We start from the raw sequence: 26,721 nt of genomic DNA on the forward strand, positions 1-26,721 counted from the left end.
TTCATTCATTTTTCATTGGCTTTTAAAAAATAACACTAAACAGATGCGCCTAAATCAACGTGTTAAAAATGAGCAAGCTGAATTTAATATTCATTGCTCTCGTTTAAATTTATTGATTGCAATTATCATTTGCTGTTCAGCCTTAATTGTTGCCAGACTTGGGTACCTACAATTAGCTCAATATAAACAATATAAGACTCTCTCTTTAAAAAACCAGATGAGTATTATTCCCATAGCACCGCCAAGAGGTATTATCCTAGATAGAGAAGGTGTAATTCTTGCTGAAAATGTCCCTGTTTATGTATTAGAAGTTATTCCAGAACATGTAAAGAACTTAAAAAAGACACTTGAAGATTTAAGAAAACTCCTTCCTTCAATAAGTGATGAGGATATTGACAATTTCAATCGTACTCGTCGGCAGAATCGCTCATTTGTTCCTATTCCCTTAAAACTTAAATTAAATCAAGAAGAAGTTGCCACTTTTGCTTCCCACCAACATCAATTTACTGGGATAAATATTAAGGCACGTTTAATGCGTTATTATCCGCTAGGTGAAATAACGGCACATCTTTTAGGCTATGTTGGTAGAATTAATGTGCAAGAATTGCGCGAAGTAAACCCAACTAATTATCGAGCAACAAATTTTATTGGCAAAGCAGGCATTGAAAAATTTTATGAAAAACTTTTACATGGTCAAGTCGGGTATCAATTAGTTGAAACCGATGTTAGCGGCCGAACAATTAGAGTGCTAGATAAACAAAATCCCGTCTCCGGTGAGAAGCTTTATTTAACCCTTGATTCGCGCCTGCAAAAGGTTGCTTATGAAGCTTTAAAAGACAAGCGAGGCGCTGTAGTTGCCATAAGTACTCGTAATGGTGATATTTTGACAATGGCAAGTTCACCAAGCTATGATCCTAATCTGTTTGTTAACGGCATCAATCTTAACGACTATCAAAAATTAGCTACTGCTAAAGATAGACCATTATATAATCGTGCTGTACGAGGATTATATCCACCGGCATCAACCGTAAAACCTTTTATCGCTTTAGCTGGATTAGAGAAAGGGGCCGTTGATACGAATTATCGTGTATTTGACCCAGGCTGGTTTAAATTACCTGGCGTTAGTCATGAATATCGTGACTGGAAAAAAACAGGCCATGGCATGATTAACCTCGCTAGAGCTATTACTGTTTCTTGTGATACTTATTTTTACCAACTAGGTCATAAAATAGGAATTCGAACGTTAGAAGATATGTTGCATAAATTTGGTTTTGGCCAGCTTAGTAATGTCGATTTAAATGAAGAGGCACCTGGCATTGTACCAAATGCTCACTGGAAACGGCGCAGTAAAGGGGTGCCTTGGTTTCCAGGTGATACATTGATTACCGCAATAGGCCAAGGCTTTATGCTTGCTTCACCACTGCAATTAGCCAATGCAACCGCTGCTTTAAGTCAAAAAGGCCGTCGTTATCGACCCCATTTATTACAAAAATCAATTCAAAGTGATCGAGATGAAGTGCATCCCTTTAAACCAGTTGAAGAATACCCGATAAAACTAAGGGATGAAAATTATTGGACAATTGTTGCTGAAGCAATGCGGGCAGTCATCAAAAGCGAAGAAGGAACTGGTTATCGTTTTGGACGAACAGCACCTTATTCTGTAGCTGGTAAAACAGGCACAGCGCAAGTATTTAGCGGTCGACAATATGAGAAAAAACGCTATGAAGACATTCCTGAATTCCTAAGAGATCATTCTTTATTTATTGCTTTTGCACCCATTGAAAAACCCGAAATTGCTATTGCAGTCTTAGTAGAAAATGATTTTGCTGCATCAAATGTTGCTCGCAAGGTTCTTGATGCCTACTTTCAGTTTAAACAGAATGAGGCCAGCGCATGAAAAATTATCACTCGCGCCCAGTTTATAGATTTACTGTTAAATCCTTCCATGTTGATTGGCCCTTATTGGGTTTGTTAATCACCCTAATGGCTTTTGGCATGCTTATTTTATATAGTGCATCCAATGAAAATACCAATATGATTATTCGTCAGGCTATACGTTTAGCTTTCGCTGTTAGTATCATGTTTGTATTTGCTGCAATTCCGCCTCATAAATATAAAATTTGGACCCCTTGGCTTTATGGGATAGGTCTTGCCTTACTCATTGCAGTTATGATCATGGGTAAAATTGGTAAAGGTGCACAGCGTTGGCTCGATTTAGGTTTATTTCGCTTTCAACCTTCAGAAATTATGAAATTAGCAGTTCCTTTAATGGCAGCCTGGTATCTAGATCGAAAACCAACACCTATTGATTTAAGAACAGCTGGAATTGTGAGTATCATTATTTTTATGCCAGCACTTCTAATTGCTAAACAACCTGATCTAGGCACGGCAATTATGGTTACCTCAGCTGGTTTAAGTGCTATTTTTTTAGCCGGTATCTCTGTACGTGTTATTTTAGCAGTAGGATTAATCGCTAGCCTTTTCGCTCCTCTTTTATGGCATGTTATGCATGACTATCAAAAGCAACGTATTATAACCTTACTGAATCCAGAACAAGATCCCTTAGGATCTGGCTATCATATCATTCAGTCTAAAATCGCTATTGGTTCAGGAGGTGCTTTTGGCAAAGGTTGGCTACAAGGTTCTCAATCACATTTAAATTTTTTACCAGAACATGCGACTGATTTTATCTTTGCGGTAAGCGGAGAAGAATTTGGCTTTGTAGGTAGCATTATTTTAATTATCCTTTTTATTCTCATCTCTTTACGCGGATTGCAGATTGCAAATCAAGCGCAAACTAGCTTTGCACGTTTACTAACAGCTAGCCTTTCTATGACATTTTTTCTCTCAGCTTTCGTCAATATTGGCATGGTTATGGGCATTTTACCTGTAGTTGGTATTCCTTTACCTCTAGTTAGCTATGGTGGCACTGCTATGGTTACTTTTTTAGCTAGCTTTGGCATTTTAATGTCTGTTAGTTCACATCGAATTTTATTTAATGCCTATCGTTAGGCAGAAACAGTCTCTGCTAGAGTTTCTAGGCTTTCAACTTGATTAGCTTGTAAAGCCAATAGTTTAGCAACGGGGCCATAACCCTTGCGATGAATCGCGCAAGGGCCTAGCCTTTGTAAAGCGTCTAAATGTTTAGCAGTAGAATAGCCTTTATGAATAGAGAACTCATACCCAGGATAAAGTTTCTCCATCTCTTCCATTTCACTATCTCTAGCCACTTTAGCAAGTATTGAGGCAGCACTAATCTCAGCAACAAGCAAATCGCCTTTTATAATAGCTTCGCAAGAAATGTCTATATTGGGCACATATAAACCGTCTATTTTAATATGATGCGGCCGTAAAGGTAAATTTTCAATCGCACGGCGCATGGCTAATAAGGTAGCATGATGAATGTTAAACCGTTCTATTTCAGCAACATCTGCTCTTCCATAGGCAAAAGCTAATGATTTAGCTTGAATTTCAAGTGCAAGTTGACTGCGTTTGATAGGTGTGAGTTTTTTAGAGTCGGTAAGACCTTCAATAGGCTCTTCTAATATGACAGCAGCAGTCACTACAGGGCCTGCTAAAGGGCCACGGCCTGCTTCATCTACACCTGCGATATACTTAATCATTTAATTCCTTACCCGCAGAACTATTTTAATTTTTATTTGCTGCATACTAAAACAGCTGAAATAACTTTTCAAATTGATTTATCAGTTGAGAAATGCGATCATGCGCTTACATAACTCAACTCCAATCTTCATGAACGTGTTAAAATGTGCTGTTATTGGTGTCGGCTATCTAGGCCGTTTTCACGCCCAAAAATATAAAACTTTACCTAACGTGGCCCTAGTTGCGGTTTGCGATATTAATCAAACTGTTTGCGACCAGGTAGCACAAGAATTTAATGTCGTCCCTTATTATGATTATAAAGAATTATTTGGAAAAGTGGACGCCATTAGTATTGCGACAACTACTAACCAGCATTTTGAAATTGCTAAAGAATGCTTAGCGCATGGCATTCATGTACTTATTGAAAAGCCAATTACCGAAACTGTTGAACAGGCCGATGAATTGATTACATTAGCTAAAAAACATGGAGTAAAGCTACAAGTTGGGCATCTAGAGCGTTTTAATTCAGCACGTTTAGCCTTAGAAGAGCACTTAGATAAACCTCTTTTTATTGAGTCACAACGCTTAGCGCCTTTTAATCCTCGCGGTACAGATGTTAATGTTATTTTAGATTTAATGATTCATGATATTGATATTATTCAAACGATTGTCCACAGCCCCATTGTAAAAATAGATGCACAAGGCACGCCTATTCTGTCTTCGTCTATTGATATTGCCAATGCACGCATTCGTTTTAAGAATAATTGTGTTGCAAATATTACAGCAAGTCGCATCAGTTTTAAAACGGAACGTAAAACACGTATCTTCCAGCCTAATTCTTATATTTCAATTGACTACCATAACAAACAATTTGCTGTTTTTTGTAAAGGACAAGGAGAAATGTTTCCAGGTATTCCTGAAATCACTCGTCACCAATCTGTTTTTGAAAAGGGTGATGCCCTTTTAGAAGAGATTAAAGCCTTTATCCAGTGTATTGAAACAGATAGCATACCTTTAGTTACAGGCCAAGAAGGACGTAATGCACTGGCAACAGCTCAAAAGATAACAGCTCTCATCAATACAGATTTAGTATCTCGGCTCGCTGATACCTATGCCTAAACATATCGCTATTATTGCGGGTGAAGAATCAGGTGATCATCATTCAGCGGACTTAGTTAAAGAATTACTATTTCATGACCCCTCATTACAATTTAGTGGTATGGGGGGCAAACACATGCAAGAAGCTGGAGTTAACATCGTTGCTAATTTAGCCCAGTTCGGTGTGATAGGCATCACGGCAGTTATTCGGCATGCTTTTGTTATTAAAAAAACCTTTAGTATTATCAAAAAACATTTAAAAGAGACTAAACCGGATTTAGTTATTCTTGTTGATTGTCCAGGATTTAATATTCCTCTTGCCAAATTTGCTAAACATAAATTGGGACTACGAATTATCTATTATATAAGCCCGCAAATATGGGCATGGAAAGCTAACCGTATTCATACGCTTAAAGCCTGTGTCGATCATATGGTTGTCATTTTTCCTTTTGAAAAAGAAATTTATCAAAACGCAGGCATTCCGGTGTCCTTTGTTGGCCATCCATTAGTAAAACGTATAAAGCCATCCAAAGAGATTGAAGAGATATATCAATGTCTTGAACTGCCAAAAAACAAAAGATTAATTGCTTTATTGCCAGGAAGTCGCCGTAGTGAGATTGAAAAACATCTACCTGTTTTGGTAAAAACTGCTGAAAACCTAGCTTTAACTCATCAAAACTTACACTTTGTTATTCCTATTGCTCAAACTCTTAATCCCCAATTAATTAAAGATTTCTTTAAAAATAGCTCTATAAAAATTAGTTTTATTAATGGGCAAGCCATTGATGTTCTCGCTTGTAGTCATTATGTGGTAGTTGCCTCGGGAACAGCTTCCCTAGAATGTGCACTTATGGAAAAACCAATGTGTATCATTTATAAAGGGTCTTTCTTAAGTTATTTAATTGCTGCTAAAGTAATTAAAGTTAAATATCTGGGGCTTTGTAATCTTTTGCAAAATAAAATGATTGTACCTGAGCTTTTGCAATACGATTGTAATACTACTGAACTTACAAAAACTTTAAATAATTTAATTTCTGATAATCTATTACAAAAAAAAATCACCACTCGTTTAGCTGCGCTAAAACAATCCTTATCTAGCGAACAAGCTGACTGCTCAATGGTTGATGTTGTTAAAAGGGAATTGTGTAAGGTTTAAATGTCATTAAATAAAAAATAATTAAAAAACTAATAAAAGCTGGCCAACCTAACATAAACCAATATTTAAAGTATTGGTAATATGCAGCTGGTAAAGGTGAATTTGTTTTTGCCGCATAGGAAGTAATATTGCGTATTTTAATTTGTAAGTAAACTACTATAAGCCAACAAATTAATGCCAAAATATAAAATACTAAACTGACTAATATCCATAAAGAACTTAAGGGAAAACCAGCAATATAAACCATAGCAAGCCCAGTTACTGGCTGGATAATTATTGTACTTCCTGTTGAAATCCAGTCAATAAGAACGACATATTCGTTAATAGCGCCCATGACAACAATATTTTTCTTTAAATGACCATATAACATAATACAAGCTGTACCGATACCTGTACCAAACAGTAAAGTTGAGCTTAAAATATGTATATATTTTAACCATAAATAGAGCATATCATTCCATTAAATAAAGTATAATAATACTGATTAATACAGGTACGTTTTTAACAATAGAACCAAAAGGCTCTAGCCATAAATATGGAATTTTTAATGTAATAATAATGGTATAGGCAGTCATTATCATTATTTGTATTAAACAATTTAGCTTAGTTTTGTAATTAAAAAGAAGACTAATACCGATGATACCATTAATAAGAGAAGCCAGATAAAGTAAAGTTGGTTGCCAATAACTATTTACGCCTACTTTTGCTAGAAGAAAATAAGAGCTTGCCTTTGGAAATAAAAAAGCACTAACAATTGCACTTGCAAGCCACATAAAGGCCAAACTTAGGCGCAACATAGGTTTAATAAAAAATAACTTTGCATACCAACGATCAGAATTGGTGCTAGGCGTCTGATAAGCGCCTTCTATAAAATCCTTAGGCTTAATACCGGCTATCTGAATAAACTTTTTAGACTCCTCAAGCGTAGTAGTATTACCCTGTTCAAGCATAGTAATTGCAGGTGTATTAATAGTTGAAAAAGGCAGATAATCACCAACTTTCGCCCCAATTTTAATTAATTTTAGAGGAATAGATAAACAATAGCCGCGACTAATTTGCAACCAATCCCTCAGCGTTAATAAAATTTCTTTCAATGTAACCGGCTTTGCAGATACGGCAGCTAAAATAACAGATTCTTTAATATTATCTGTAGTAAGATTGCTTACAGCTTTTGCTAAATCCTCTACATGAATCGGCTGAAATTGTTGTAAACCACTTCCGGCGACAGGTATCACTACAGGAAAAGCAGCTAAGGCTCGCATAAGCGCCATACCACCCTCAGAGGCAGGGCCATAAATAAATGACGGCCTTAAAATTAATGCTGTAATATTAAGCGTGAGTAAATAATCTTCAATAGCTTTTTTACTCTTAGCATAATCTGATTGATACCCCTCAACGCCTAGTGCAGAGAGATGAATAATCTGCTTAATATTACTTTTTGTAGCTGCTGTAAATAAAGCTTTAGGCGTATCATAATGAATGGCCCACATGATTTTTGAATCATAATGATAAAAAATGCCGACACAGTTAATTACCATATCAATATCTTTAAGGCGCGGTAGCCAAGTTTCAATAGCGGTATCTTGGACGAAATCACAAGCAACTATTTTAACGTGTGGAAATAATTTTTCTGCATAGCGAATATCTCTTACTGCTGCAACAACTTTGTGTCCTTGTTCAATCAGTTTTTTAGTAATCCATGCACCTGCGAAGCCAGATGCACCCGTAATTAAAATATTCATATTTACTCTTTAATATGCTGCCTATTAGCAAATCCTCTGCTATATCCTAAATAGCCACCAAGACAACTAGCACTCGCACCTAGACCAAACATAATAAATGTAATAAGCGCATTAAGAATAATAACTTTTTTATCTGCTTCAAGTGCAACGCTCATAGGTGCTTTTCCACTTAAAAATATTTCAGTTAACATAGGCGCATCATTAGTGATTTTAATAGCAACCAAGCTTGACGTGAAATTAGCATGAAAAACAGCAAACTGAATCATGTTAGTAATTAAAACGATTGTCATTATTAATAATAATGCCCAAGCTAAAAATCCTATAAAGCAACCCCAAATCCGTTTTAAGGTTGGATAAGATAGCCTTCCAGCCAGCCATCCCGCCGAAAACATTGCAATAATTCCGGCAATACAAAAACAGATAAATCCCCATAAAGAGAATTCAACTTTACCCGTTGAGCGTATTGTAAAACTCGCTATCCCTAGCGCAAGGGCAAACAAATTTAGAAGAAAATTAAGTCCCACGCCTACTATCGCTGCAGAAAAAATAGCAGACCAAGTAATATAAAAATTACTTTTAGGGTGTTTATTTATTATTGCTTCGGTCATAAATGCCTATCAAGTTTATGAAGCTGTAAATTGAAAAATGATTAAGCATATAAAAGCAATAATCGCAATTAACCCATGGCCTGCCACTAGAAATTTAGGCACAGGTTTAAGCATAATGTCACGCCAAACAATATAAAAGCCTCCAAGGGCAGCTAAAATAAACAAGATTAAACTAATTACTGGTGCAGAACGACTAGAAAAAAGATATAAAATAAGCAAGACAATACCGACTGCAGCTAAAGAACCATGAATCATGACGACTCCTTTAGGTGTAGCTTTGTCTTGAAAAATATAGGTAATTAAATATATTCCTAAAATTGCAGCTAAAATAAAAAATATAGTCGCAAAAATTAACACGGTAAACTCCTTATTTAATTAGAGCTTAACGCAAAAGATCTTATAAATCCTTGTGTCAAACTCGATTTCTTTGTTCTGGATCCTATATAAATGATTCGCATTTTACATAATAAAGTTCGTTTAACGATATAAAAAGCCTTTATAGCCCCTCTTCTGTCATTCTATGCAGCTCTGTCGTCCCCGCGCAGGCGGGGATCCATTCATTAATTAGCACGGAGCTAAATTCGACCTAGCTCCCCGCCTACGCGGGGATGACATATAGTTTATGTTGCACTCAAGTTACTTAGTTTCTTTTAAAGTTAAATCCATCATTGCAGGTCCCTCAATAACTTTGCCTTGTTTAGTAAAGCGGCTGCCGTGGCAAGGACAATCCCAAGTTTTTTCTGCCCTATTCCAATTAACGATACATTTCATATGAGTACATACTGCAGAAACCATATGCAATTCATTATTATCCCGACATACAGCGAATTTTTCTTGATTAATTTCAACAATTTTCCCTTCGCCTTCAGCTATCGATTCAAAATTAGTTTTTGCAAAAATTGGCAAATCCTTACTATATTGCTTAGCAACATTTATATTTTCTTTGGTAAGAAACCCTAAGGAAGCACCAATAGTGTGGCGATTAGATTGATACACGCCATTAAAAGGCATTGTTTTATCCAGTATTAAATCTGCAATAGCAAGCCCTGCAACAGTGCCGTAAGTTAAACCATCAGCAAAATAACCTGTAGCCATAAAAGTATGCTTAGCAGTTTTAGCTGCAAGCCCTATATAAGGCACATCATCTGCAGATTGATAATGTTGTGCTGACCACTTAAAGGCAATATCTTCAATAGATAGGCATGATTTTAACTCTGACTCTAACTCTTTATAATGCTTTTCTGTATAGTATTCTTGTCCTGTTTTATGATGACTACCCGAGAGCATCATTAACTCCGGCTCATCACTTTTATAAGCATGCGCTGAAAAGATATGTGATTTTTTACTTAAATCCCAAAAGTGACCTTCTGGACATTGATTATTTCTTAAATGAACAGCAACCACATAGCTTCGGTACGGCGCAGTAAAGAAATGTGCGTAGTTAATTCCGATCGGTGAATGCGTTGCCAGAAAAAGTTTTTTTGCTGTAACTTTTTTGCCATTTTTTGTATATAAAAAGCAAACATCCTTCTCTTCATAATGAGTTACAGGCGTATTTTCATAAATCATACAACCTTTCTCATGTAAGTAAGCCGCCATTGAAATAACGTATTGCAAAGGATTAAATCGTGCTTGGTTAGGTATGACTGCTGCTTTTTTAAAAGCCACAGCAAGTGGCATTTCTGATGTATAATCTATATCTATATCTAAACGTTTTAACAATTCAACTTCTTTTTCCATAGAGATACGTTCTTCACCTTGAAAATAGCAATACCAAGGTCGACGCGTAAAATGACAACTAATATTTTTTTCAACAACGTTTTTTTCTACGTAATCAATTGCCTTTAAGCGCGATTGAGCAACGACTCGTGCTGTATCTAAATTGAATTTCTTTTCAATACTTTGGTAGAAAGGCTGTACAGCAACGTACAAATTACCTGTTGAATACCCGGTTGTTAGCCCACCAACCTGATGCGCCTCAAGAATAGCTACTCGCTTACCAGCTGCAATTAACTCATTTGCTGCTGTAATAGCTGTAATACCACCACCGACAATAGCAACATCAACTTCAATATCATTATCTAATATGGGGTAATTTTTTTCTCGTTTACTAATTGTTTCCCAAAGCGATATCCCTTCGTTCATTACCTCTCCTTAGAGTTAATTACTAATGCTTTTTGTGTCCATTTATAGATTCAATGTAGCCATTTAAATAATTCTACTTAGTTTAATCTAAAAGACCAATATTCAAATACTTACAGTAGTGTAGACTATAATCAACTAAATTTAGATAAAAATTTTATTAAAAATCTAACCTGCTATACTGCTATACTGCTATCAAATTAGTCTGTTTTAAATAAGGCACTATGAAATTAAATTTTGATAATAGTTTTGCGCGCTTAACCGATTATTTTTTTACCAAACTTGCGCCTGTGCCTGTTAAAAAACCTAGCCTTGTTCACATTAGTTATAATACAGCAGAACTCTTAGGAATAAAGAAAAAAGATATAGAGAAAAAGGACTTTGCTGATTACTTTGCCGGTAATCGTCTGCTACAAGGCAGTGAGCCTCTCGCCTCTGTTTATTCGGGACATCAATTCGGTTATTACGTACCTCAACTAGGCGATGGACGCGCTTTACTTTTAGGCGAGGTAGTAAATCAACGAGGTGAGCATTGGGATATTCAACTAAAGGGCTCAGGCCAAACACCTTATTCACGCATGGGTGATGGTCGAGCAGTATTGCGCTCAACTATTCGTGAGTATTTGTGCTCTGGTGCAATGCATGCGTTAAACATTCCGACGACTCAGGCTTTATGTATTGTTGAAACAGATGAGCCTGTTTATCGGGAGATTCCTGAGCCTGGTGCTATTTTAACACGTGTTGCTGAATCGCTTATCCGTTTTGGCCACTTTGAGTACTTTTATTATACAAGCCAACATCAAGCCTTAAAAGAGTTAGCTAATTACGTTTTAGCTCGCCATTATCCAGATGCACCTGCTAATTCTGAAGGTTACTTACATTTATTTTCAGAGGCAGTTTTAAAAACTGCAAGGTTAATTGCTCAGTGGCAAGCAGTAGGATTTTGCCATGGTGTAATGAATACCGATAATATGTCAATTTTAGGCTTAACTATCGATTATGGCCCCTTTGGCTTTCTCAATGCCTTTAATAACAATCACATTTGTAATAGTTCTGATTATACGGGGCGATATGCCTATGGCCAGCAACCAGCTATTGGATTTTGGAATTTATTAGCTTTTGCTCAAGCACTCACTCCACTTGTTACCGTAAGTAATTTGCAAGATGCCATAGCCCAATTTGATACAGAATTTCAAACATATTACTCTCATTTATTACATGAGAAATTTGGTTTAGAGCAAAGGCAAAATACTGATAAGCAACTTATTGCTGATCTGTTTCATCTACTTGAGCAAAATCAAGTTGATCATACATTATTTTTTCGGCGCTTAAGCAGTTATGATTCTAAGAATGATATATTATCTTATCTTTTTAAGGATAAAGAAAAATTTAATGCTTGGCTTGAACGCTATAACAGTAGATTAACAATGGAAACCTTACCTCTTGTTCATCGGCATCAGAAAATGAAACAGATCAATCCTAAATTTATTCTGCGTAATCATTTAGCTCAACAAGCTATTACGGACGCTTACGAGAATAAAAATTATAATGAAATTGATAGATTATATACTATCTTACAAAAACCTTTTGATGAACAGCCTGAGTATGAATTGTATTCTTTGCCACCGCCTAAAGATTTAGCAGAGATTTCAGTAAGCTGCTCCTCTTAAGCTCGTTTAAAGACTTTAGAAAATAGAAATTTTATAATAAATTCAGTATCCTTTAAATTCTTATTAAAGAAGGATTTAATTATGTTAGTCACATTTACTAGTGAATCTTATGGCCGATTGACGTTTTTTGGCGATGTTGCAAGGCGACTAATTAAACTGATGGGCCATAGTGATAATATACCTGGTGCTATTAGGGCTGAAGATATTGAAGCATCTCTTCATAATTTACTTGAAGGCCTTGCGCAAATGAAAGATAAAGTAAAGTCAATGCAACTGGATAAAGATGAAGAGCCAGAAATCAGTTTAGCTACACGTGCGGCACCTCTTATTGATATGCTTAAATCAGCTCAGAAAAATCAATGCAATATAATTTGGCAATAGCCTAGACTATATAGTTAAAGTCAATATTGCTTTCTTTGCTATTATTTTTAAAATAAGCGGCATTTTGGTGCATAACATTACCATTGGGCTTAAATTCTATACGACACTCTACTTGCCACGGCGCCACACTAACTGCAGCACGATATCCGTATAGAATTTTAGTCCCTTTTTCTACTCGTGCAGCTTGTTTTGCTGTTAAATTCACTTTGTAACATGAAAGATTAAGGCATTTATCAATATAAGAGCGCTCGGCAGAAATAAGCTCTTCAGGTGAAGTATAAAAATGCTTAAAGATATTTTTTGTATCTGCTAAATCCCATTTTTCAGCTCTTAATACTTCGACAATAGGAAGATAGAAAAAATTATCTTTATTGTAGTGTTCCTCTACTTTCTCTTTTGTAAACAATCCAAATTTCATACTTCTTTTTATCCTTATGGCCGCTGTTAATATAACCTTAAGATTAAATGGGTATATTAGGCGCCCTAATCCACGTAGTATTTGTTGTAAGTTATGATACTTCATGAATTAAGCAAAAAATTATTAGATTTTATTGAAGCTGAAGCAAAGTCTGCCTCCAAGAAATTAATATTTCGTAATTTTGACAAATATAACTTTGTAAATTCGATTTATCAATCACTAAATTTAAATGAGTTTATGAGCATTGCCGATATCGAACATGCCATAAAACTAATAGAAGAATTACCCGTATTTTCTGAAGAATATACAACATTAAATCAACTTATTTCGACAAAATTAGGATATCAAGTTTTAAACAATGTAAATAATAATGCTGGTATTTCTATTAATTTACCAGATCTGCCCAAAGTAAAGTTAGGCATCACAAGCAATTTCACCAAAGCCTTAATTGAAACTCACCAATTACTAATATCTTACTATCAAGAAGCGCTAACTCACACTTTAGACAAGATACCTGTTAGAAAAATTAATTATGATGAAGTTATGCTAGCCGGATCACAAGCGTTTCGAGATTTAAATATAAGTACCCGAGAGTTAGTATCTTCAGATAACTCAACAATAATACCAGACGTTCGCAGGAAAGGTGTCACTTTTTATGGGGCTATAATTGTCCCTGCAAATTATGTTGATACCTATGATGCTATTATTTTGCAAACAATTAAAAATTTTACAGGTGACAACAGTAGCCACGGTAATGGTAGTGATAGGAGTATTAACAGTAATGACTTACCTCACCCTAACTCAAAAGCCAGTAAAATAATGTATTTTGGTGGCCAATTTTTAGAAGCTATTGTCTTAAATGAATTTTCCAACACAATTGAATTTATCGATGGTCGTCAAGGTAGGTTGGAGCGCGGTAAAGTAAAAGGTCATATTAACTGGGCAAAAAATTCAGCAATTAATGAGATTTATGCAACAGTTAATATTAAAATTTATACCTTCAGCTTTGCAGATAACGATCCTAATAAACCACAAGAATTTTATGCTATATGCAGCGATGGTAAAACCTTATTACCTATATCGGAAAAAGACTTTGAACGCGTTTATAAAAATTGTGACAAAGAGCGATTAGAAGAAACCGAAAATAATCTTGTACCTATTTGTGAATATAATGTCAAAATAAAATTAGAGACTCATTATAAAGACCAAAATAATCCAGAGTTTTTTTTCAAAGTTACTAAATGTAAACTTCAGCTCAATACACCTCAATTAACTTCTACCAAAGAGAAGAGCCATGAATTAGCTGATCAAGTTAAATCAACCAACCAATTCACAGCATTAATATAATAAGTTAAATGTCGAAAAATTAGAAAAAACTTTGATTACTTTCAGCAAGGAGAGAAAGCAGAAATTGCCTACATTTTTCTAATTGCTGTAAAGCTACAAACTCATCAGCCTTATGCGCCTGTTCAATACTACCAGGGCCACAAACAATAGTAGGGATAGCTGCGGCTTGAAATAATCCCGCCTCTGTTGCATAAGCAACTTTCTTTAAGTTTTGCTCACCGGCAATAGATTGACAGAGTTTAACAAATTTACCATCTGGATCTGCTGAAAAGCTTGTAACACTTGCCACTTCACTTAAATTAATATGCGCTGAAGGATACTCTTGCTGCATTTTAGGTAATAAATAATCTGTAATATAACCGTTAATCTGCTCTTTTACACTTAATGCGGCATGGTCAGGTAAATTACGAAACTCAAAAACAAATTCACAAAATTCAGGAATAATATTATGAGCAGTACCGCCTTGAATTAAATTAGTAGTTAAAGTAGTAAAAGGTACATCAAAATCATTATCAAGTTGCTGTTCTTTAAATTGAGAAGCTAAATTTTTCAAGAATAAAATTAATTGCGCCGCATGCTCTATAGCATTACAGCCTTTAGGTGTTAATGAAGAATGTGCCGGGTTCCCTTTGATTTGGCAACGAAATACATTAATTCCTTTATGGGCAATAATTGGATACATATTCGTTGGCTCACCAACAATACAGGCTTTAGGGGTATAATCTAATGATTGTAAATCTTCAATCATTAATGGTGCCCCTAAGCAACCAACTTCTTCATCATAAGAAAAAGCAAAATGGATTGGAAAGGACAAATTTAATTGTTGAAGTTTTGGTAATAAAGATAAGGCGACTGCAATAAACCCCTTCATATCGCAGGCACCACGACCAAATAGTTTATCATCACGAATTTCAGCTTTAAATGGATCACTAGTCCAAGCTTGATCTGTAATTGGAACAACGTCAGTATGACCAGATAAAATAATACCGCCTGCTTTTTTTCCATTAGCAGCAGGAAGAGTGGCAAAAAGATTGGCCTTCTTTGCATTATCATTAAAGGTTAATCTAGGATCAATACTATAGTTCGAAAGCCAGTCAGCAATATGATTAATTAATTCTAAATTAGACTTTGATGATGTGGTATCAAATGCAATTAAAGTTATAAGCCAATCAACAATGGTCATAATCTTTCCTATTTATACAAATTATTTTTCTGATAAAATTCAAATTAATTAAAGGATATATTATCTTTCTTATCTAATTATGATGATTTATTCGCAGTATATAAAGATAGCAACTAGTTGCAAATATTTTTATAAGCTTAAGACATTGATTAAAGTTTATAATATGAGTTTGCCCTATTATTATTTAAATGAAAATTTAATTTAACCTAAGTTTATATCATCCCTCTTAGATACTGGGAACAAGTCACCTAGGATTAAAGCTGAACTAGACAAATCCTTGTCTTTAATATTTAGCAAAATATTAATTTAAAAATAACTTCGGCAGCAACATTTAAATCTCAATGAAATAAAAATAGACATAAAGATATTTTTTTAATCTAATTATTGTTATATGGTCAATATTTGCTACATATGTTAGTAGATTATCAAAAAACCTTGAGGTACAATATTTCGGCTTTCGTCTCGAAAGTATTTGGATAAAGCTTTTAACGAAAATAAGGAAGTTACGATGAACGTGATTGATACACAAGCATCTACTCAAGGTATTAAACAAGACCAAGGCCTTCAAGAATTAGTTTACTCGTTGGTCACTCGTTTTCTTGCAGAAAATAAGAATAAGCCCATTGATGATCTTTACGATATGATTTTATCGGAAGTTGAACCTCCACTTCTACAAGCGGTTATGGAAAAGCGCCGTGGTAACCAATTACAAGCAGCTAAAATGCTAGGTATAAGCCGGGGCACTATTCGAAAAAAACTGTTACGTTATTTCGGAACCAAATATTTCCGCTTAACTGATGAATAAATAATTATTCAATTTCAATTTAAAAGGCCCATATAATTGGGCCTTTAAATTTTTACATGCTAGCTAATCTTAAAATCAAATCGGACATTTACTCGTATTAACGCCAACCTTATTAAAAACAGTTTTAACAGATTTAACATCAATGTTTAAATCTTTAGCTGCATGCAATACACCACATGCTGCATTAATGAAATTAGATTTTGGTGTCCAATAAGTAGTATTTGCTGTTAACATGACATGATAAGCTTGTTGAATACCTATCTTTTGTGACAAAAGATAAAATGCTTTATTAAATACACCGCTACCTGTATGCACAATGTAACTTTGTCGATACCTAGGATTTGGAATATTCTTTTTTGCAAAAGAAACGAGCTCAGCATAGCTAATTTTACAAGTTTCCCCCGATCGCTCTGCTAGACTTCTACTAGAACAATCTGCTGAATCGCCATCTTGAGATGGATCATTCATGAACCGCAACGCTTTAAACCCAAAATCATCTTTTACTATTGTTTCACCAATACCCCAAGTCATTTGATTAGGCGTAATATTGGTCTTATTAAAAAGCTTAGGTTGCTTCTCTAAAAGATAAGCACGAGCTGCAAGTCCCGCCATATCGGAAAATGACTCATTAAGCGCACCTGGCTGGTTTTGATATTCAAGATTCGAATGTTGTTCAGTAAATCCATGCGATATTTCGTGTCCTGCTACATCTAAAGAAACGAGGGGATAAAAACTATCACCATCGCCAAAAGACATTGTTTTACCATCCCAGAAAGCATTATCAAAGGCCTGGCCAAAATGTACACGCATGATTAATTTTTTTGCCTTTCCTTTTGGGGTTTGCAAAGCAGGCATACCATACCAATTTTTATACATTTGTACTACTACTAACCCAAAATGATAAGCATCATTCACAGGAGAGAAAGCACCATTTATAAGTTCTTCTTTATTTTGCCCACAGGGATATTGGTAGGCATTAAGTAATGTATTTTCCCAATCCCAGTTTGAATCTAAATGCACTACTCTAACCGATCCATTCTCCATCTCACACATACTATCTTTTTGACGTACACGTAATGGAGGCAAACCATCTTTACCATACCAATATTCATTAATCTTATCGTTACCGCCTGGACCTACATCATTATAGGTTTTAATATTTTCCCATTCTTCTAAGATAGTTCCAACATGTGCATCAATAACAAAAAAAGGCCAAGAAGGTACACCTTTTTCATTTAATAATTTAAAAGATACTTGATAAACTAAGTTGAATTCATTTTTGTTAGTTTCTCTAATTTGCAACTCCACCTGTTCAGCTTTAATACTAGGTTGGGCACCAAACTTTATATAAGCATTATACGCAAGCTCAAGTGCTTTAGCTGAAGTAATGGTCGGTTGAGTATCAATATTAAGCTCTTCAATTAACTGACCATTTACTTTTGCCGAGGTAGTCAGGGAATGTGGTTGCGTTTTATCCGTAACCACCATCACTCGTGCTCCACTAATAGGAATGCCCTTGTATAATTGTTGGTAGGTTGAAATTACTTTGCTTCCTTGCGTTGTTTCTTGGACAAGTTTAAGTTGATTATTAGAAACAGTAGCTGTTTTACTTGCAACATTTGGCAATTGATATTTATTTAAACTTGTATAAGGTGCTTGATAAAGATCAATTGCATTAGCGGCTATGACAAAGGAGGAGACGGCGCTTAGCGAAGAAATCAGAGCTATTTTTTTTAACATGGCTTAATCCCTTAAAGTGAGCTGGTGAGTTTTACTCCAAAAAAAATCAAGGAGTACAAAAAAATATATATTAACTTTCTGATTTTTACTAGTACTGATTGTGTATTGAAATGTTTATTTGATTTTTTTATGGCATTCATTCGGTTACTAAAAGATTTAATTTAATCCTATAGAACATATTATATACAGGCTGATTTGAAATAAATATACCAACCACCTTTCTAGATAAGCTTATATAAAATACAATAGACCTCTTTTAAGTTTCATTTCTAAATAAACGTTAATAACGAGTAATTATGCTTAAATTAATTGTTGCTGTAATTGGCGCTTCAGGTAATGTAGGTGGTGGTGTCGTTAATCTTTTAAATAAGCAAGAAATCCCCTTTCTTTTAAAGCATGCAATAGTAAAAACGCTCAATCCCCCAAATCCCTATAAAGGAATCCAGTTACCTAAAGAAAAAAATTTTAGTAATGATATTAAAGCAGCGATTACCGACCCTGATGTAAATTTAGTTGTAGTAACTACCGGCGACTTAAAAATAGATTATGAAAGTATCGTGTTAGCATTGAGCTTAGGAAAGCATGTTGTAACGCCTAATAAGGCTGTTATAGCTGAATATGGCGATGAACTTTTACAGCTAGCCGATTTGAATAATGTTTGCTTACGATATGACTCTAGCTGCATGGGTGGTGTCCCCCTTATTCCAATAATTCACTTTTTAAAAGCTACTCCTATAACAGGTTTTGAAGCTGTACTTAATGGTACCAGTAATTATTTACTCAATAAAATGAGTGAAATGCCTTATGAACAGGCACTGAAAAGTGCACAAGAGGCAGGATATGCGGAACCCGATCCAACAGCAGATGTAAAAGGACATGATGTAAGCAGGAAAGCAGCTATTATTATGGCTATCATTTTTCGCATTTCAATTAAAGAAGCTTATAACGCATTAAAAGAAAGAACAAAAGGTATTACTGAACTTTCTCCAAACATGTTGCATATGGCTAAAACATTAGGAGGAGCAGTCCGCTTAGTTGCGCAAGTAGAGATGAAAGTTGTCAACACTAGTGAAGTTACCCTAAGCTGTGCAGTAGAGCCAACCTTTACGAAAACAAAATTAGCTGATTTACCTGGCCCAAGCAATGGAATATTAATCACTAAACAAGGAATTGAGACATGTGATTTTTTTAGTGGCGCAGGCGCAGGTCGAGAAGCAACAGCCTCTTCTGTCTTAAACGATATTACGGAAATTGCTGAACATGGTTATAGTCAGAATTATTGGCATTGTCGAGACGCTAAATTTATTAATGAAGAAAAGGCCTATTTAGTTTGTTTTTCAAGCCGTCACCGCAAAATATTACCGTCGTTGAACTATGAAGCACAGATTCAAAAAGAAGATCATTGGTGGGTAATTGTAAAAAATGCTGCCTACACAGATCTAATCAATGAGTTACATGAGCTTCCCTATGAACAAATAAAAATAGTACCTAGTGATTTGAATCATACCTGTCAGAAATTGAAAGCGCTCGATGAGAGAAAGCCGGTTGAGAGACTTGGCGAAGGATTTTTTAATAAAAATAGATCAACTGTCAATCTTCAAGAGCCCAGCTTACATAAGGGTTGGAATCCATGTTCAATCTTATAAATAATTTTTTATTTATGAAAAGTCGAACTATCAAAATCTAAGATCAACTTAATCATATAAAGTAATTTACCCACAAGGACACGCAATCAAGAATTTTTTCTAAGATTTAGATGCAGCTTATTTATTGCACTATATATGCAAAATACCGCCCTAAACTGAATAATAATTTTTCAAAATTATCAATAAGTTGCACATTGGAAAAGCACTATTAAAAAAAATTAATAAATTATTATCAAGACACTTCACAAATCCTAACTTATGCTTAAAATTCGATTCCGGTCACCCTTTAAGAAAGGGTTAACTAATTTATTGAGAAATTGTTATATGAGCTACTTTTTTAAATCATAGCTTGTTATTAATTTAAGCAAGTTAAGACTTACTTTCAAATTTAACTCATTCATATAATTTGACCTAACATGGAGTAATTTTGATGGGAAAATTTTTAGAGTTATTAAACAAAAAACTAAAAATTGCTGAAAAACCTGACTACGTCCGCGAGCAATTTCAATCATATATGACTGGCCCTGAATGGCGCAATGTCGAAATGGCAGAAGAATTAGGTAAGTTTGTCAAAGAAGGAAATTCAATGTTTCGCTTTCCTTATTTCAGGCAAATCGTAGATTTGTGGCAAGTGATTTATAAATCATATTCTTCCGCAACAAAACATAGCCCACGAAAAGCAATTTTGGCTTCAGAATATATGTTCATGGATATTTTCATTGGGGTTTTTACTACAGTTGAATTAATGCCCAAAGGCGTATTATCTTTGTTTTTTAGTCTTTTTTTGCAGGCAAAAAATAATACTGAGATCCAAAGTCAATTAGCGCAATACTTTACCCAGTACGCCAATGATCTGCAGACCATCCCTTTTTATGATCAGAAATATAATGAAATTAGAGCGAGGTTAGCTGAGGGATATCGTAGTGTAAGCACTAAAACTTGGGGTGATTGGTTTAGCTGGAAATTGCTGTCCATGGAGTTATTTGCTCGCCATTGGATTTCGAAACCTTTAAGCGCTTGGTATCATTCTGAAACTAATATTGTCCCCGCTACAACAGATGTGCTGGTTAAGTTCAATACAAAAAATGCAGTCGATCCTGAAGTTGCTCAACAAGAATTTATATCTAAATTAAATGAGATAAAAGATAAAATAACTATTGTCAGAAAAAGTGCATACGATAAACAGGTTAAAGACAGTACTGAAAATTTACATGTGTATGTAAAAAGCAACAAGGAAGAGAAAAAATATACTTCTGTCTATGCATTGCTTAGAACGCAACGTTATGCAGCGTTTCAGGAAGATCTTAAATCATTGAGCCAGCGAGGTATTCAAGTAAAGAAAATTGCCGGCCAAAACAATATCCAAGTGAAATGTGAAATTACAGAATCTAATAAATCCTCCGTAGAACTTCGTCAAAAAGAACTCATGCGAGTTCCTAATACTCGCTTTCTCTACTCATATGGTGACCGAGTTAATGCCAATCGTCGAATTTGTCTCTTTGATACGCCTGTCAAGGAATTACAGCAAACTGTTAATGCACTCAATAACCATGAAAATGTTCAAGTAAAATTTATCCATAACTTTTAGGAAAAATATCAATGCGATCTAAGATAGACAAAATGTTACCAGAGATAGGCAAGTTTAGTGCATGGCCTGCTGCTATGATAGAAAGAACTTACTTAAGCGAGCCAAGTAATTTATTTGGAAAACTATGGAAGGAAATAAAACTTCGTACTATTTATGGTGGATTGTTTTTGCCGGCAACCGCTATTGATATGATAACTTCCTTGGGAATAGGTATCCGCTACAGTATAGGTGTATTTACTCGATCAGATGAAGTACAAGATGATCGTATAGTTAAACTTAAAAAGTACGCTACTCTTTTTAGTAAAAATGTCTTAGCGCTATTAGCGTCACCAGTTGGCTTATTTAAACCAAAACTTGTCCAACTTCACTTTAATACAGATAATCCGACTCAAGGTTTAGTATCAGGTGGAAAATTACACCAGGATTTAAACACTAAGATTGAGTATCCTAAAAATATTGATAATGTTATAGACATTATAAAAGATGCAGCTAAAAATGGGCATAAAGTAATGCCTATAGGTTCAGGAAGAAGCCAAGGTAAGCAATATTTTCCTGAAGGTGCGAAGGGTGAACAAAGTATCGCTATCGATATGCGTTATTTAAATACAATAGAAATTAACGCAAGGGAAAAAACAGCCACAATAGGTGCAGGTGCACATTGGGAAGATGTACAAAATTATGCAGACAAATTAGGACTCGCTCTTGAGGTTCAGCAAGCCTCCAATGTATTTTCAGCGGGCGGCTCAGTTGGCACCAATATTCATGGTTGGAACCATCGTACGGGCGTACTGTCTAACACAATACTTTCTATGGATATCATTAACGCCCAAGGTGAAAAACAAACAATTACTCCAAAAGAACCCTTATTTCACTTTATTACTGGTGGTTTAGGCCTGTTTGGTATTGTTACGAGCGTAACCCTTCAGTTAAGCGATAACAAATTATTAAAAGAAATAGGCACGGAAGTTAAGCTAAGTGATTACGTAGATCATTTTCGTAGAAACGTCGAGCAAAATGATAATATACGTATGCATTTATACCGTTTGTCACTTGATCCAAAAGATTTACTTGGCACAGGAGTCGCGGTTGATTATGTTCAAGTAGATAATTCAAAGCAGGTAAAAACAGAAAACTTGACTCAAGAAGGAACATATGGTTCGCGTTTCAACCGTATTTTAGTAAATATGGCTAATCAATTTGCTTGGATGAGAGGCAAATATTGGCAAAGAGAGTATGGCCGCCTATTAAAAAATGATTCACCGCCAATGACAGTAAATCAAATTATGCAGCCGCCAATTAATGCCATGTTCAACAATGCTGTTAGTGAAGCGGAATGGTTACAAGAATATTTTATTCCAGAAGAAAATCTGAGAGACTTTTTGTATGCGCTCAGCCGACTACTGACCAGCAATCAAGTAGCATTAATTAATGCTTCAGTACGTTTTGTAAAACAACACAATGCATCTCCAATGTCCTATGCGCATGATGGTGATCGTTTTGCCGTAGTGTTATGTTTTAACCAACCACTGCAGCATTCACAAATCGTTAAAGCGAAAAAGTGGTTACGCGAAGCACAAAATTTAGCTGTTGAACATGGCGGTACTTATTACTTGCCCTATCAACATATATCAAATCCAAAAGACTTTAATCGTGCCTATCCAAGAGCCGCTGAAGCTATGCGAATGAAGCATGAAGTGGATCCGAATGAACTATTTGTCAGTGGATTTTATCAAAAATATCTTGCACCTATTTATAACAACCTTTTTGCACATAAAACAACCAGGCCTAATTACTTTAATGAACTAATGAAAACCAAAGAAATGAAAGAGCGTTTTAGCGGTTTTCTTAGCGTAGTTCTTAAACGTGTTGAGGCTAAACAGTTGTATAGCTTGTTAGAAGACGTGATGAGGTATAATGATTCCCATGCAGAAATATACCAGGAATTATGCCGTCGTCTTCCTGAAATCTCTGCAAATGCGCTGGCAGATTTTCGCAATATATTAACTTCATTATCTGAAATAAAAAATGATTTAACTGAACAAGCAGTAGTTTTGCTAGACGGCACTAAAGAAATAAATGGCTTAGTTGAAATTGGTTATCCAGGCAGATTCGTTGATGGATTTAAGAAACATTTCAAGGTCACAGGCAATATAGTTGCGGTTTACGAAGGCCCAAAATTATCTGATTATGTTCAGACTGGATTTCCAAGACCTTATCATAAATTTACTAAATTAGATTATAGTGATCCTAATTTACATAAGCTACCTGACAACAGTGCTGATGTCATTACATGTTATATTGGCTTACATCACTTTCCAGAAAATAAAGTAAAATTTTTCTTGCAAGAAGTTAGACGAGTCTTAAGGCCAGAAGGACATTTTCTGCTAGTCGATCATGATGTTCGCAATCAATCTGATATGGTGATGGCACATGGAGCACATATGATTTTCAACGCTGTCACAGGAGCTAGTTTGCAAGATGAATTGCATGAAACTAGGTTATTTCGTTCAATGGAGCACTGGAAATCATTATGCAAAGAGGCAGGTCTTAATTACGATGTCACTGGTGCTGATGTCGAGATGATCCGCGCAGGTGATCCTAGTCGTAATCGCATGGTTTGCTTTATCAAGCCTAAATTGAAATTAGTAAATAAAGAACGTGCAACGCTAACTCAACAAGTATCCTCTACCTCTCCTGTTTTAAACCAAAAGAAAGAGGAACCCTTACCAAGCTGGAAACGTTCATCTAATATGCCTGCTTCATTATCACAAGATACCCTATTTAGCCAAAATGAAAATACTAGTGCTTTTGAAATAGGGAAGAAAGAACAAAAAGAGGAAACAACGCAACTAAGCGCTATCCTCTAGCTCTTACTTGACCCTTAAGTAAAGTTTATATCCATCTTAAATAAGACAAGATGGATATAAACAAAAAAGATAATAATAGTTAATTTATAAACTAAGCAGCAGTCATAAGTAATTTATTAACTCGACTTACAAAATCAGCCGGATTATCTAATTGTCCACCCTCTGCGAGAACCGCCTGTTCAAACAGCATGATAACCCATTCAGCAAAACGAGCATCATCTTCAATGTCATGTAATCGCTTAATTAAGTCATGCTGTGGATTAATTTCAAAAATTGGCTTAACGCCTGGTACTTGTTGACCAGCAGCTTGCAAAATACGCTGCATTTCCAGGCCCATATCTTGTTCATCCGCCACAATACAAGCAGGCGAGTCAGTAAGTCTATTGGTTAAAGCCACCTCTTTAACTTTATCACCTAATATTTCTTTCATATGTTTAAGCATCGGCTCTAACGATTTTTCCTGCTCTTTGACATCTGGCTCATCTTTTTCAGGTTCTAAATCAATTTTACCCTTGCTAATGGATTGTAATTTTTTACCTTCAAATTCACTTAAATAACCTACTAACCACTCATCAATTCGGTCACTTAATAACAGCACTTCAATCCCTTTTTTCTTAAAAATTTCTAAGTGAGGACTGTGTTTAGCAGCGTTATAGCTAGAAGCTGTTATATAATAAATTTTATCCTGCTTTTCTTTCATACGAGAAATGTAATCCATCAAAGAGACATTTTGTTTCTCAGTGTCATTATGGGTCGTAGCAAAGCGAAGCAATCTAGCCACTGCTTCACGATTAGCAAAATCTTCTACAGGCCCTTCTTTTAAAACCAAACCAAATTCATTCCAGAAACGTTGATACATTTCTGTATCATTATTACTCATCTTTTCTAGCATAGATAAAACACGTTTAGTAGAGGCAGCTTTAATTGATTCTACTTGTTTATTATCTTGAAGAATTTCTCGAGAAACATTCAAAGGTAAATCGCTAGCGTCAATAATCCCTTTTATAAAGCGTAAATAACGGGGTAAAAATTGAGTAGCATCATCTAAAATAAAAACACGCTTAACATAAAGCTTTAAACCATGTTTTACATCTTGTTGCCATAAATCAAAGGGAGCATGCGCTGGAACGTATAACAAACTTATATAATCTTGCTTACCTTCAACATGATTATGTGCCCAAGTTAAAGGATCTTGATAATCATGTGAAATATGCTTATATAAAGCTTTATAATCTTCATCACTTATTTCAGATTTAGGCATAGTCCAAAGAGCAGTCGCTTTATTGACTGTTTCATATTCAACTTTACTATTATCCTTATCCTTTTCTTCATCCTTAGCCTTTTTCATTACAATTGGCCAGCATATATGGTCTGAATATTTACTAATAATACCGCGGAGCCGCCAGTCACTTAAAAATTCATCCTCTTCCTTCTTTAAATGAAGAATAACCTCTGTGCCGCGTTCAGTACGTTTTTCTTGATCAATAGTAAACTCACCTTCGCCATTAGATTGCCAAATAATACCTTCTTCAGGTGCGAGACCAGCACGGCGACTTTTAACGGTTACTTTATCAGCAACGATGAAGGCTGAGTAGAAACCTACGCCAAATTGCCCGATTAAATGCGAATCCTTACTCATCTCACCAGTTAAATGATTTAAAAATTCTTTAGTGCCTGATTTAGCGATAGTCCCTAAGTTCTCAACCGCTTCATCCCAGCTCATACCTATTCCATTATCTTTAATGGTAATTGTTTTTAACTTCTCATTAAAATCAATGGTAATCTTAAGATCTGAATCTTTTTCATATAAAGATGAGTTTGCAAGCGCTAGAAAGCGAAGTTTATCAAGCGCATCTGACGCATTTGATACTAATTCACGCAGAAAAATTTCTTTATTACTATAGAGCGAGTGCACAACCAAATGAAGCATCTGTTTGACTTCAGTTTGGAATCCCATTGTTTGTTTCTTGCCCGACATTTAAAAATCTCCCCTAAAGCATTGCAAAATGCATGTAATAAAATAAAAACTGTTTTTCAATATGAGGTCGATCTGTAAAATTTCAAGGGGTATTTGCTGGACGTGTATTTGGTACCATACCGACTCTTGGCCTTTGCATATAAAAAGTTATAGGATCACTTGTACTTAACACTTCACCATCAGCGCCAATGATTTGCACTGCAAGAGTATGAGCACCACGATTCACGTTATTTAAAATAAAATTCTTACCTACTTGCGGCTTTCCTAAAGGTTGATTATCAAAGATTAGCTGTAACATAACCCCTTGTTGTATTTCAGGTTCAACCTCAATGGCAACTGACACATATCCCTGGTTGTTACGGATAGTCGAATCACTTTTAGGTTGAGAAATAGTCGCTGTGTAATCAGGTTGAATAAGAGAATTTTTATTAATTTTATTCCCCGTAACTGGGGTTGACGGTGTAGTTGGTACATTAGAAGGAGGTGGATTGCTACTTTGTGTAGGTGGCAAAACAACTGTTTCTGCTCCGGGATGAGGCTCATCACTAAAATGAACAACGCCTTGACTATCTGTCCATTTATATATTTCAGCCCATAATGGATAAACAAAAAATAAAAAGAAAATAGAAATAATAACTTTTATCATAAGTAACGTCCCTTAATGATAGCTAGCAAAGCTTTCTGAATGTAAGTGATCAACTATAAAGATAACACTTCACTTAGATATTGACCTATCCTCTGATCAATTA

General features: G+C 35.3%; 22 protein-coding genes. 11 read left to right on the forward strand and 11 right to left on the reverse strand.

Annotated features, from left to right (window positions below):
• The first annotated feature begins 43 nt into the window (after positions 1–43).
• Together mrdA and rodA are read left to right on the forward strand one after the other, a co-directional pair.
• The gene (gene mrdA, locus E1P04_RS04320; protein ID WP_131781698.1) at positions 44–1,897 is read left to right on the forward strand and encodes a penicillin-binding protein 2; all 1,854 of its coding nucleotides are present in this window, start codon (positions 44–46) and stop codon (positions 1,895–1,897) included.
• Positions 1,894–3,012: a rod shape-determining protein RodA gene (gene rodA / locus E1P04_RS04325; protein ID WP_131781699.1), complete on the forward strand. Its 1,119-nt coding sequence runs from the start codon at positions 1,894–1,896 to the stop codon at positions 3,010–3,012. The genes mrdA and rodA overlap by 4 nt, the downstream gene beginning before the upstream one ends.
• On the opposite strand, the gene rnhB is transcribed toward rodA, so the two are convergent.
• Positions 3,009–3,623 (reverse strand): ribonuclease HII, encoded by a 615-nt coding sequence (rnhB, locus tag E1P04_RS04330; protein ID WP_131781700.1) that lies wholly within the window; start codon positions 3,621–3,623, stop codon positions 3,009–3,011. The two genes, rodA and rnhB, sit on opposite strands and share 4 nt — an antisense overlap.
• A gap of 130 nt (positions 3,624–3,753) precedes the next feature.
• On the opposite strand from rnhB, the gene E1P04_RS04335 reads away from it, so the two are divergent.
• On the forward strand, positions 3,754–4,722 hold the full coding sequence (locus tag E1P04_RS04335; RefSeq protein WP_131781701.1) for a Gfo/Idh/MocA family protein: 969 nt from the start codon (positions 3,754–3,756) through the stop codon (positions 4,720–4,722).
• Positions 4,709–5,857: a lipid-A-disaccharide synthase gene (gene lpxB / locus E1P04_RS04340; protein WP_165482686.1), complete on the forward strand. Its 1,149-nt coding sequence runs from the start codon at positions 4,709–4,711 to the stop codon at positions 5,855–5,857. The genes E1P04_RS04335 and lpxB overlap by 14 nt, the downstream gene beginning before the upstream one ends.
• Here lpxB and E1P04_RS04345 read toward each other — a convergent pair.
• From E1P04_RS04345 to E1P04_RS04365, 5 genes are all read right to left on the reverse strand, one after another.
• Positions 5,832–6,308 carry a DUF2269 family protein gene (locus tag E1P04_RS04345; RefSeq protein WP_131781703.1) on the reverse strand — a complete coding sequence of 159 codons (477 nt, stop codon included), beginning with the start codon at positions 6,306–6,308 and terminating at the stop codon, positions 5,832–5,834. The two genes, lpxB and E1P04_RS04345, sit on opposite strands and share 26 nt — an antisense overlap.
• Position 6,309: 1 nt before the next feature.
• On the reverse strand, positions 6,310–7,599 hold the full coding sequence (locus tag E1P04_RS04350) for an SDR family oxidoreductase (protein WP_131781704.1): 1,290 nt from the start codon (positions 7,597–7,599) through the stop codon (positions 6,310–6,312).
• Positions 7,600–7,601: 2 nt separating this feature from the next.
• Positions 7,602–8,207: a hypothetical protein gene (locus tag E1P04_RS04355; protein WP_131781705.1), complete on the reverse strand. Its 606-nt coding sequence runs from the start codon at positions 8,205–8,207 to the stop codon at positions 7,602–7,604.
• Between the two features lie 15 nt (positions 8,208–8,222).
• The gene (locus E1P04_RS04360) at positions 8,223–8,564 is read right to left on the reverse strand and encodes a hypothetical protein (RefSeq protein WP_131781706.1); all 342 of its coding nucleotides are present in this window, start codon (positions 8,562–8,564) and stop codon (positions 8,223–8,225) included.
• 279 nt (positions 8,565–8,843) lie between these two features.
• Positions 8,844–10,352 carry an FAD-dependent oxidoreductase gene (locus E1P04_RS04365; protein WP_131781707.1) on the reverse strand — a complete coding sequence of 503 codons (1,509 nt, stop codon included), beginning with the start codon at positions 10,350–10,352 and terminating at the stop codon, positions 8,844–8,846.
• A gap of 221 nt (positions 10,353–10,573) precedes the next feature.
• Here E1P04_RS04365 and E1P04_RS04370 point away from each other — a divergent pair, with 221 nt between their 5' ends.
• On the forward strand, positions 10,574–12,019 hold the full coding sequence (locus E1P04_RS04370; protein WP_131781708.1) for a protein adenylyltransferase SelO: 1,446 nt from the start codon (positions 10,574–10,576) through the stop codon (positions 12,017–12,019).
• Between the two features lie 81 nt (positions 12,020–12,100).
• Positions 12,101–12,400 (forward strand): DUF1840 domain-containing protein, encoded by a 300-nt coding sequence (locus E1P04_RS04375; protein WP_131781709.1) that lies wholly within the window; start codon positions 12,101–12,103, stop codon positions 12,398–12,400.
• A 1-nt stretch (position 12,401) separates the two neighbouring features.
• Here the strand turns inward: E1P04_RS04375 and E1P04_RS04380 are convergent, their stop codons facing one another.
• The gene (locus E1P04_RS04380; RefSeq protein ID WP_131781710.1) at positions 12,402–12,818 is read right to left on the reverse strand and encodes a hypothetical protein; all 417 of its coding nucleotides are present in this window, start codon (positions 12,816–12,818) and stop codon (positions 12,402–12,404) included.
• Positions 12,819–12,911: 93 nt separating this feature from the next.
• Between E1P04_RS04380 and E1P04_RS04385 the strand changes: the two genes are divergently transcribed.
• Positions 12,912–14,165 (forward strand): hypothetical protein, encoded by a 1,254-nt coding sequence (locus E1P04_RS04385; RefSeq protein ID WP_131781711.1) that lies wholly within the window; start codon positions 12,912–12,914, stop codon positions 14,163–14,165.
• A 19-nt stretch (positions 14,166–14,184) separates the two neighbouring features.
• Here the strand turns inward: E1P04_RS04385 and argE are convergent, their stop codons facing one another.
• Complete coding sequence (argE, locus tag E1P04_RS04390) at positions 14,185–15,348, reverse strand: acetylornithine deacetylase (RefSeq protein ID WP_131781712.1); 1,164 nt, start codon at positions 15,346–15,348, stop codon at positions 14,185–14,187.
• Positions 15,349–15,856: 508 nt separating this feature from the next.
• On the opposite strand from argE, the gene E1P04_RS04395 reads away from it, so the two are divergent.
• Positions 15,857–16,153 (forward strand): helix-turn-helix domain-containing protein, encoded by a 297-nt coding sequence (locus E1P04_RS04395; protein WP_115330935.1) that lies wholly within the window; start codon positions 15,857–15,859, stop codon positions 16,151–16,153.
• Between the two features lie 75 nt (positions 16,154–16,228).
• Here the strand turns inward: E1P04_RS04395 and E1P04_RS04400 are convergent, their stop codons facing one another.
• Entirely contained in the window at positions 16,229–17,893 is a 1,665-nt protein-coding gene (locus E1P04_RS04400; protein WP_131781713.1) for a M4 family metallopeptidase, read from the reverse strand.
• A 296-nt stretch (positions 17,894–18,189) separates the two neighbouring features.
• Between E1P04_RS04400 and E1P04_RS04405 the strand changes: the two genes are divergently transcribed.
• The 3 genes from E1P04_RS04405 to E1P04_RS04415 all read left to right on the forward strand — a co-directional run bounded on the left by E1P04_RS04405 (position 18,190) and on the right by E1P04_RS04415 (position 23,994).
• Positions 18,190–19,539, forward strand: coding sequence for a homoserine dehydrogenase (locus tag E1P04_RS04405; RefSeq protein WP_131781714.1), 1,350 nt, complete (start codon positions 18,190–18,192; stop codon positions 19,537–19,539).
• A 430-nt stretch (positions 19,540–19,969) separates the two neighbouring features.
• Positions 19,970–21,127 carry a hypothetical protein gene (locus tag E1P04_RS04410; RefSeq protein WP_131781715.1) on the forward strand — a complete coding sequence of 386 codons (1,158 nt, stop codon included), beginning with the start codon at positions 19,970–19,972 and terminating at the stop codon, positions 21,125–21,127.
• Between the two features lie 11 nt (positions 21,128–21,138).
• Positions 21,139–23,994 (forward strand): FAD-binding protein, encoded by a 2,856-nt coding sequence (locus E1P04_RS04415; protein WP_131781716.1) that lies wholly within the window; start codon positions 21,139–21,141, stop codon positions 23,992–23,994.
• 91 nt (positions 23,995–24,085) lie between these two features.
• Here E1P04_RS04415 and htpG read toward each other — a convergent pair whose 3' ends face one another.
• The gene (htpG, locus tag E1P04_RS04420; protein WP_131781717.1) at positions 24,086–25,972 is read right to left on the reverse strand and encodes a molecular chaperone HtpG; all 1,887 of its coding nucleotides are present in this window, start codon (positions 25,970–25,972) and stop codon (positions 24,086–24,088) included.
• 82 nt (positions 25,973–26,054) lie between these two features.
• On the reverse strand, positions 26,055–26,618 hold the full coding sequence (locus E1P04_RS04425) for a DUF4124 domain-containing protein (protein WP_131781718.1): 564 nt from the start codon (positions 26,616–26,618) through the stop codon (positions 26,055–26,057).
• Between the last annotated feature and the right edge of the window lie 103 nt (positions 26,619–26,721).

Source organism: Legionella gresilensis, from assembly GCF_900639865.1.
Taxonomy (GTDB): Bacteria; Pseudomonadota; Gammaproteobacteria; order Legionellales; family Legionellaceae; genus Legionella_C; species Legionella_C gresilensis.

Bases quoted from the DNA above. Each gene is read 5' to 3' on its own strand.
- mrdA (WP_131781698.1), top strand. From the start codon at position 44: ATGCGCCTAAATCAACGTGTTAAAAATGAGCAAGCTGAATTTAATATT.
- rodA (WP_131781699.1), top strand. From the start codon at position 1,894: ATGAAAAATTATCACTCGCGCCCAGTTTATAGATTTACTGTTAAATCC.
- rnhB (WP_131781700.1), bottom strand. From the start codon at position 3,623: ATGATTAAGTATATCGCAGGTGTAGATGAAGCAGGCCGTGGCCCTTTA.
- E1P04_RS04335 (WP_131781701.1), top strand. From the start codon at position 3,754: ATGAACGTGTTAAAATGTGCTGTTATTGGTGTCGGCTATCTAGGCCGT.
- E1P04_RS04345 (WP_131781703.1), bottom strand. From the start codon at position 6,308: ATGCTCTATTTATGGTTAAAATATATACATATTTTAAGCTCAACTTTA.
- E1P04_RS04350 (WP_131781704.1), bottom strand. From the start codon at position 7,599: ATGAATATTTTAATTACGGGTGCATCTGGCTTCGCAGGTGCATGGATT.
- E1P04_RS04355 (WP_131781705.1), bottom strand. From the start codon at position 8,207: ATGACCGAAGCAATAATAAATAAACACCCTAAAAGTAATTTTTATATT.
- E1P04_RS04365 (WP_131781707.1), bottom strand. From the start codon at position 10,352: ATGAACGAAGGGATATCGCTTTGGGAAACAATTAGTAAACGAGAAAAA.
- E1P04_RS04370 (WP_131781708.1), top strand. From the start codon at position 10,574: ATGAAATTAAATTTTGATAATAGTTTTGCGCGCTTAACCGATTATTTT.
- E1P04_RS04375 (WP_131781709.1), top strand. From the start codon at position 12,101: ATGTTAGTCACATTTACTAGTGAATCTTATGGCCGATTGACGTTTTTT.
- E1P04_RS04380 (WP_131781710.1), bottom strand. From the start codon at position 12,818: ATGAAATTTGGATTGTTTACAAAAGAGAAAGTAGAGGAACACTACAAT.
- E1P04_RS04385 (WP_131781711.1), top strand. From the start codon at position 12,912: ATGATACTTCATGAATTAAGCAAAAAATTATTAGATTTTATTGAAGCT.
- argE (WP_131781712.1), bottom strand. From the start codon at position 15,348: ATGACCATTGTTGATTGGCTTATAACTTTAATTGCATTTGATACCACA.
- E1P04_RS04395 (WP_115330935.1), top strand. From the start codon at position 15,857: ATGAACGTGATTGATACACAAGCATCTACTCAAGGTATTAAACAAGAC.
- E1P04_RS04400 (WP_131781713.1), bottom strand. From the start codon at position 17,893: ATGTTAAAAAAAATAGCTCTGATTTCTTCGCTAAGCGCCGTCTCCTCC.
- E1P04_RS04405 (WP_131781714.1), top strand. From the start codon at position 18,190: ATGCTTAAATTAATTGTTGCTGTAATTGGCGCTTCAGGTAATGTAGGT.
- E1P04_RS04410 (WP_131781715.1), top strand. From the start codon at position 19,970: ATGGGAAAATTTTTAGAGTTATTAAACAAAAAACTAAAAATTGCTGAA.
- E1P04_RS04415 (WP_131781716.1), top strand. From the start codon at position 21,139: ATGCGATCTAAGATAGACAAAATGTTACCAGAGATAGGCAAGTTTAGT.
- htpG (WP_131781717.1), bottom strand. From the start codon at position 25,972: ATGTCGGGCAAGAAACAAACAATGGGATTCCAAACTGAAGTCAAACAG.
- E1P04_RS04425 (WP_131781718.1), bottom strand. From the start codon at position 26,618: ATGATAAAAGTTATTATTTCTATTTTCTTTTTATTTTTTGTTTATCCA.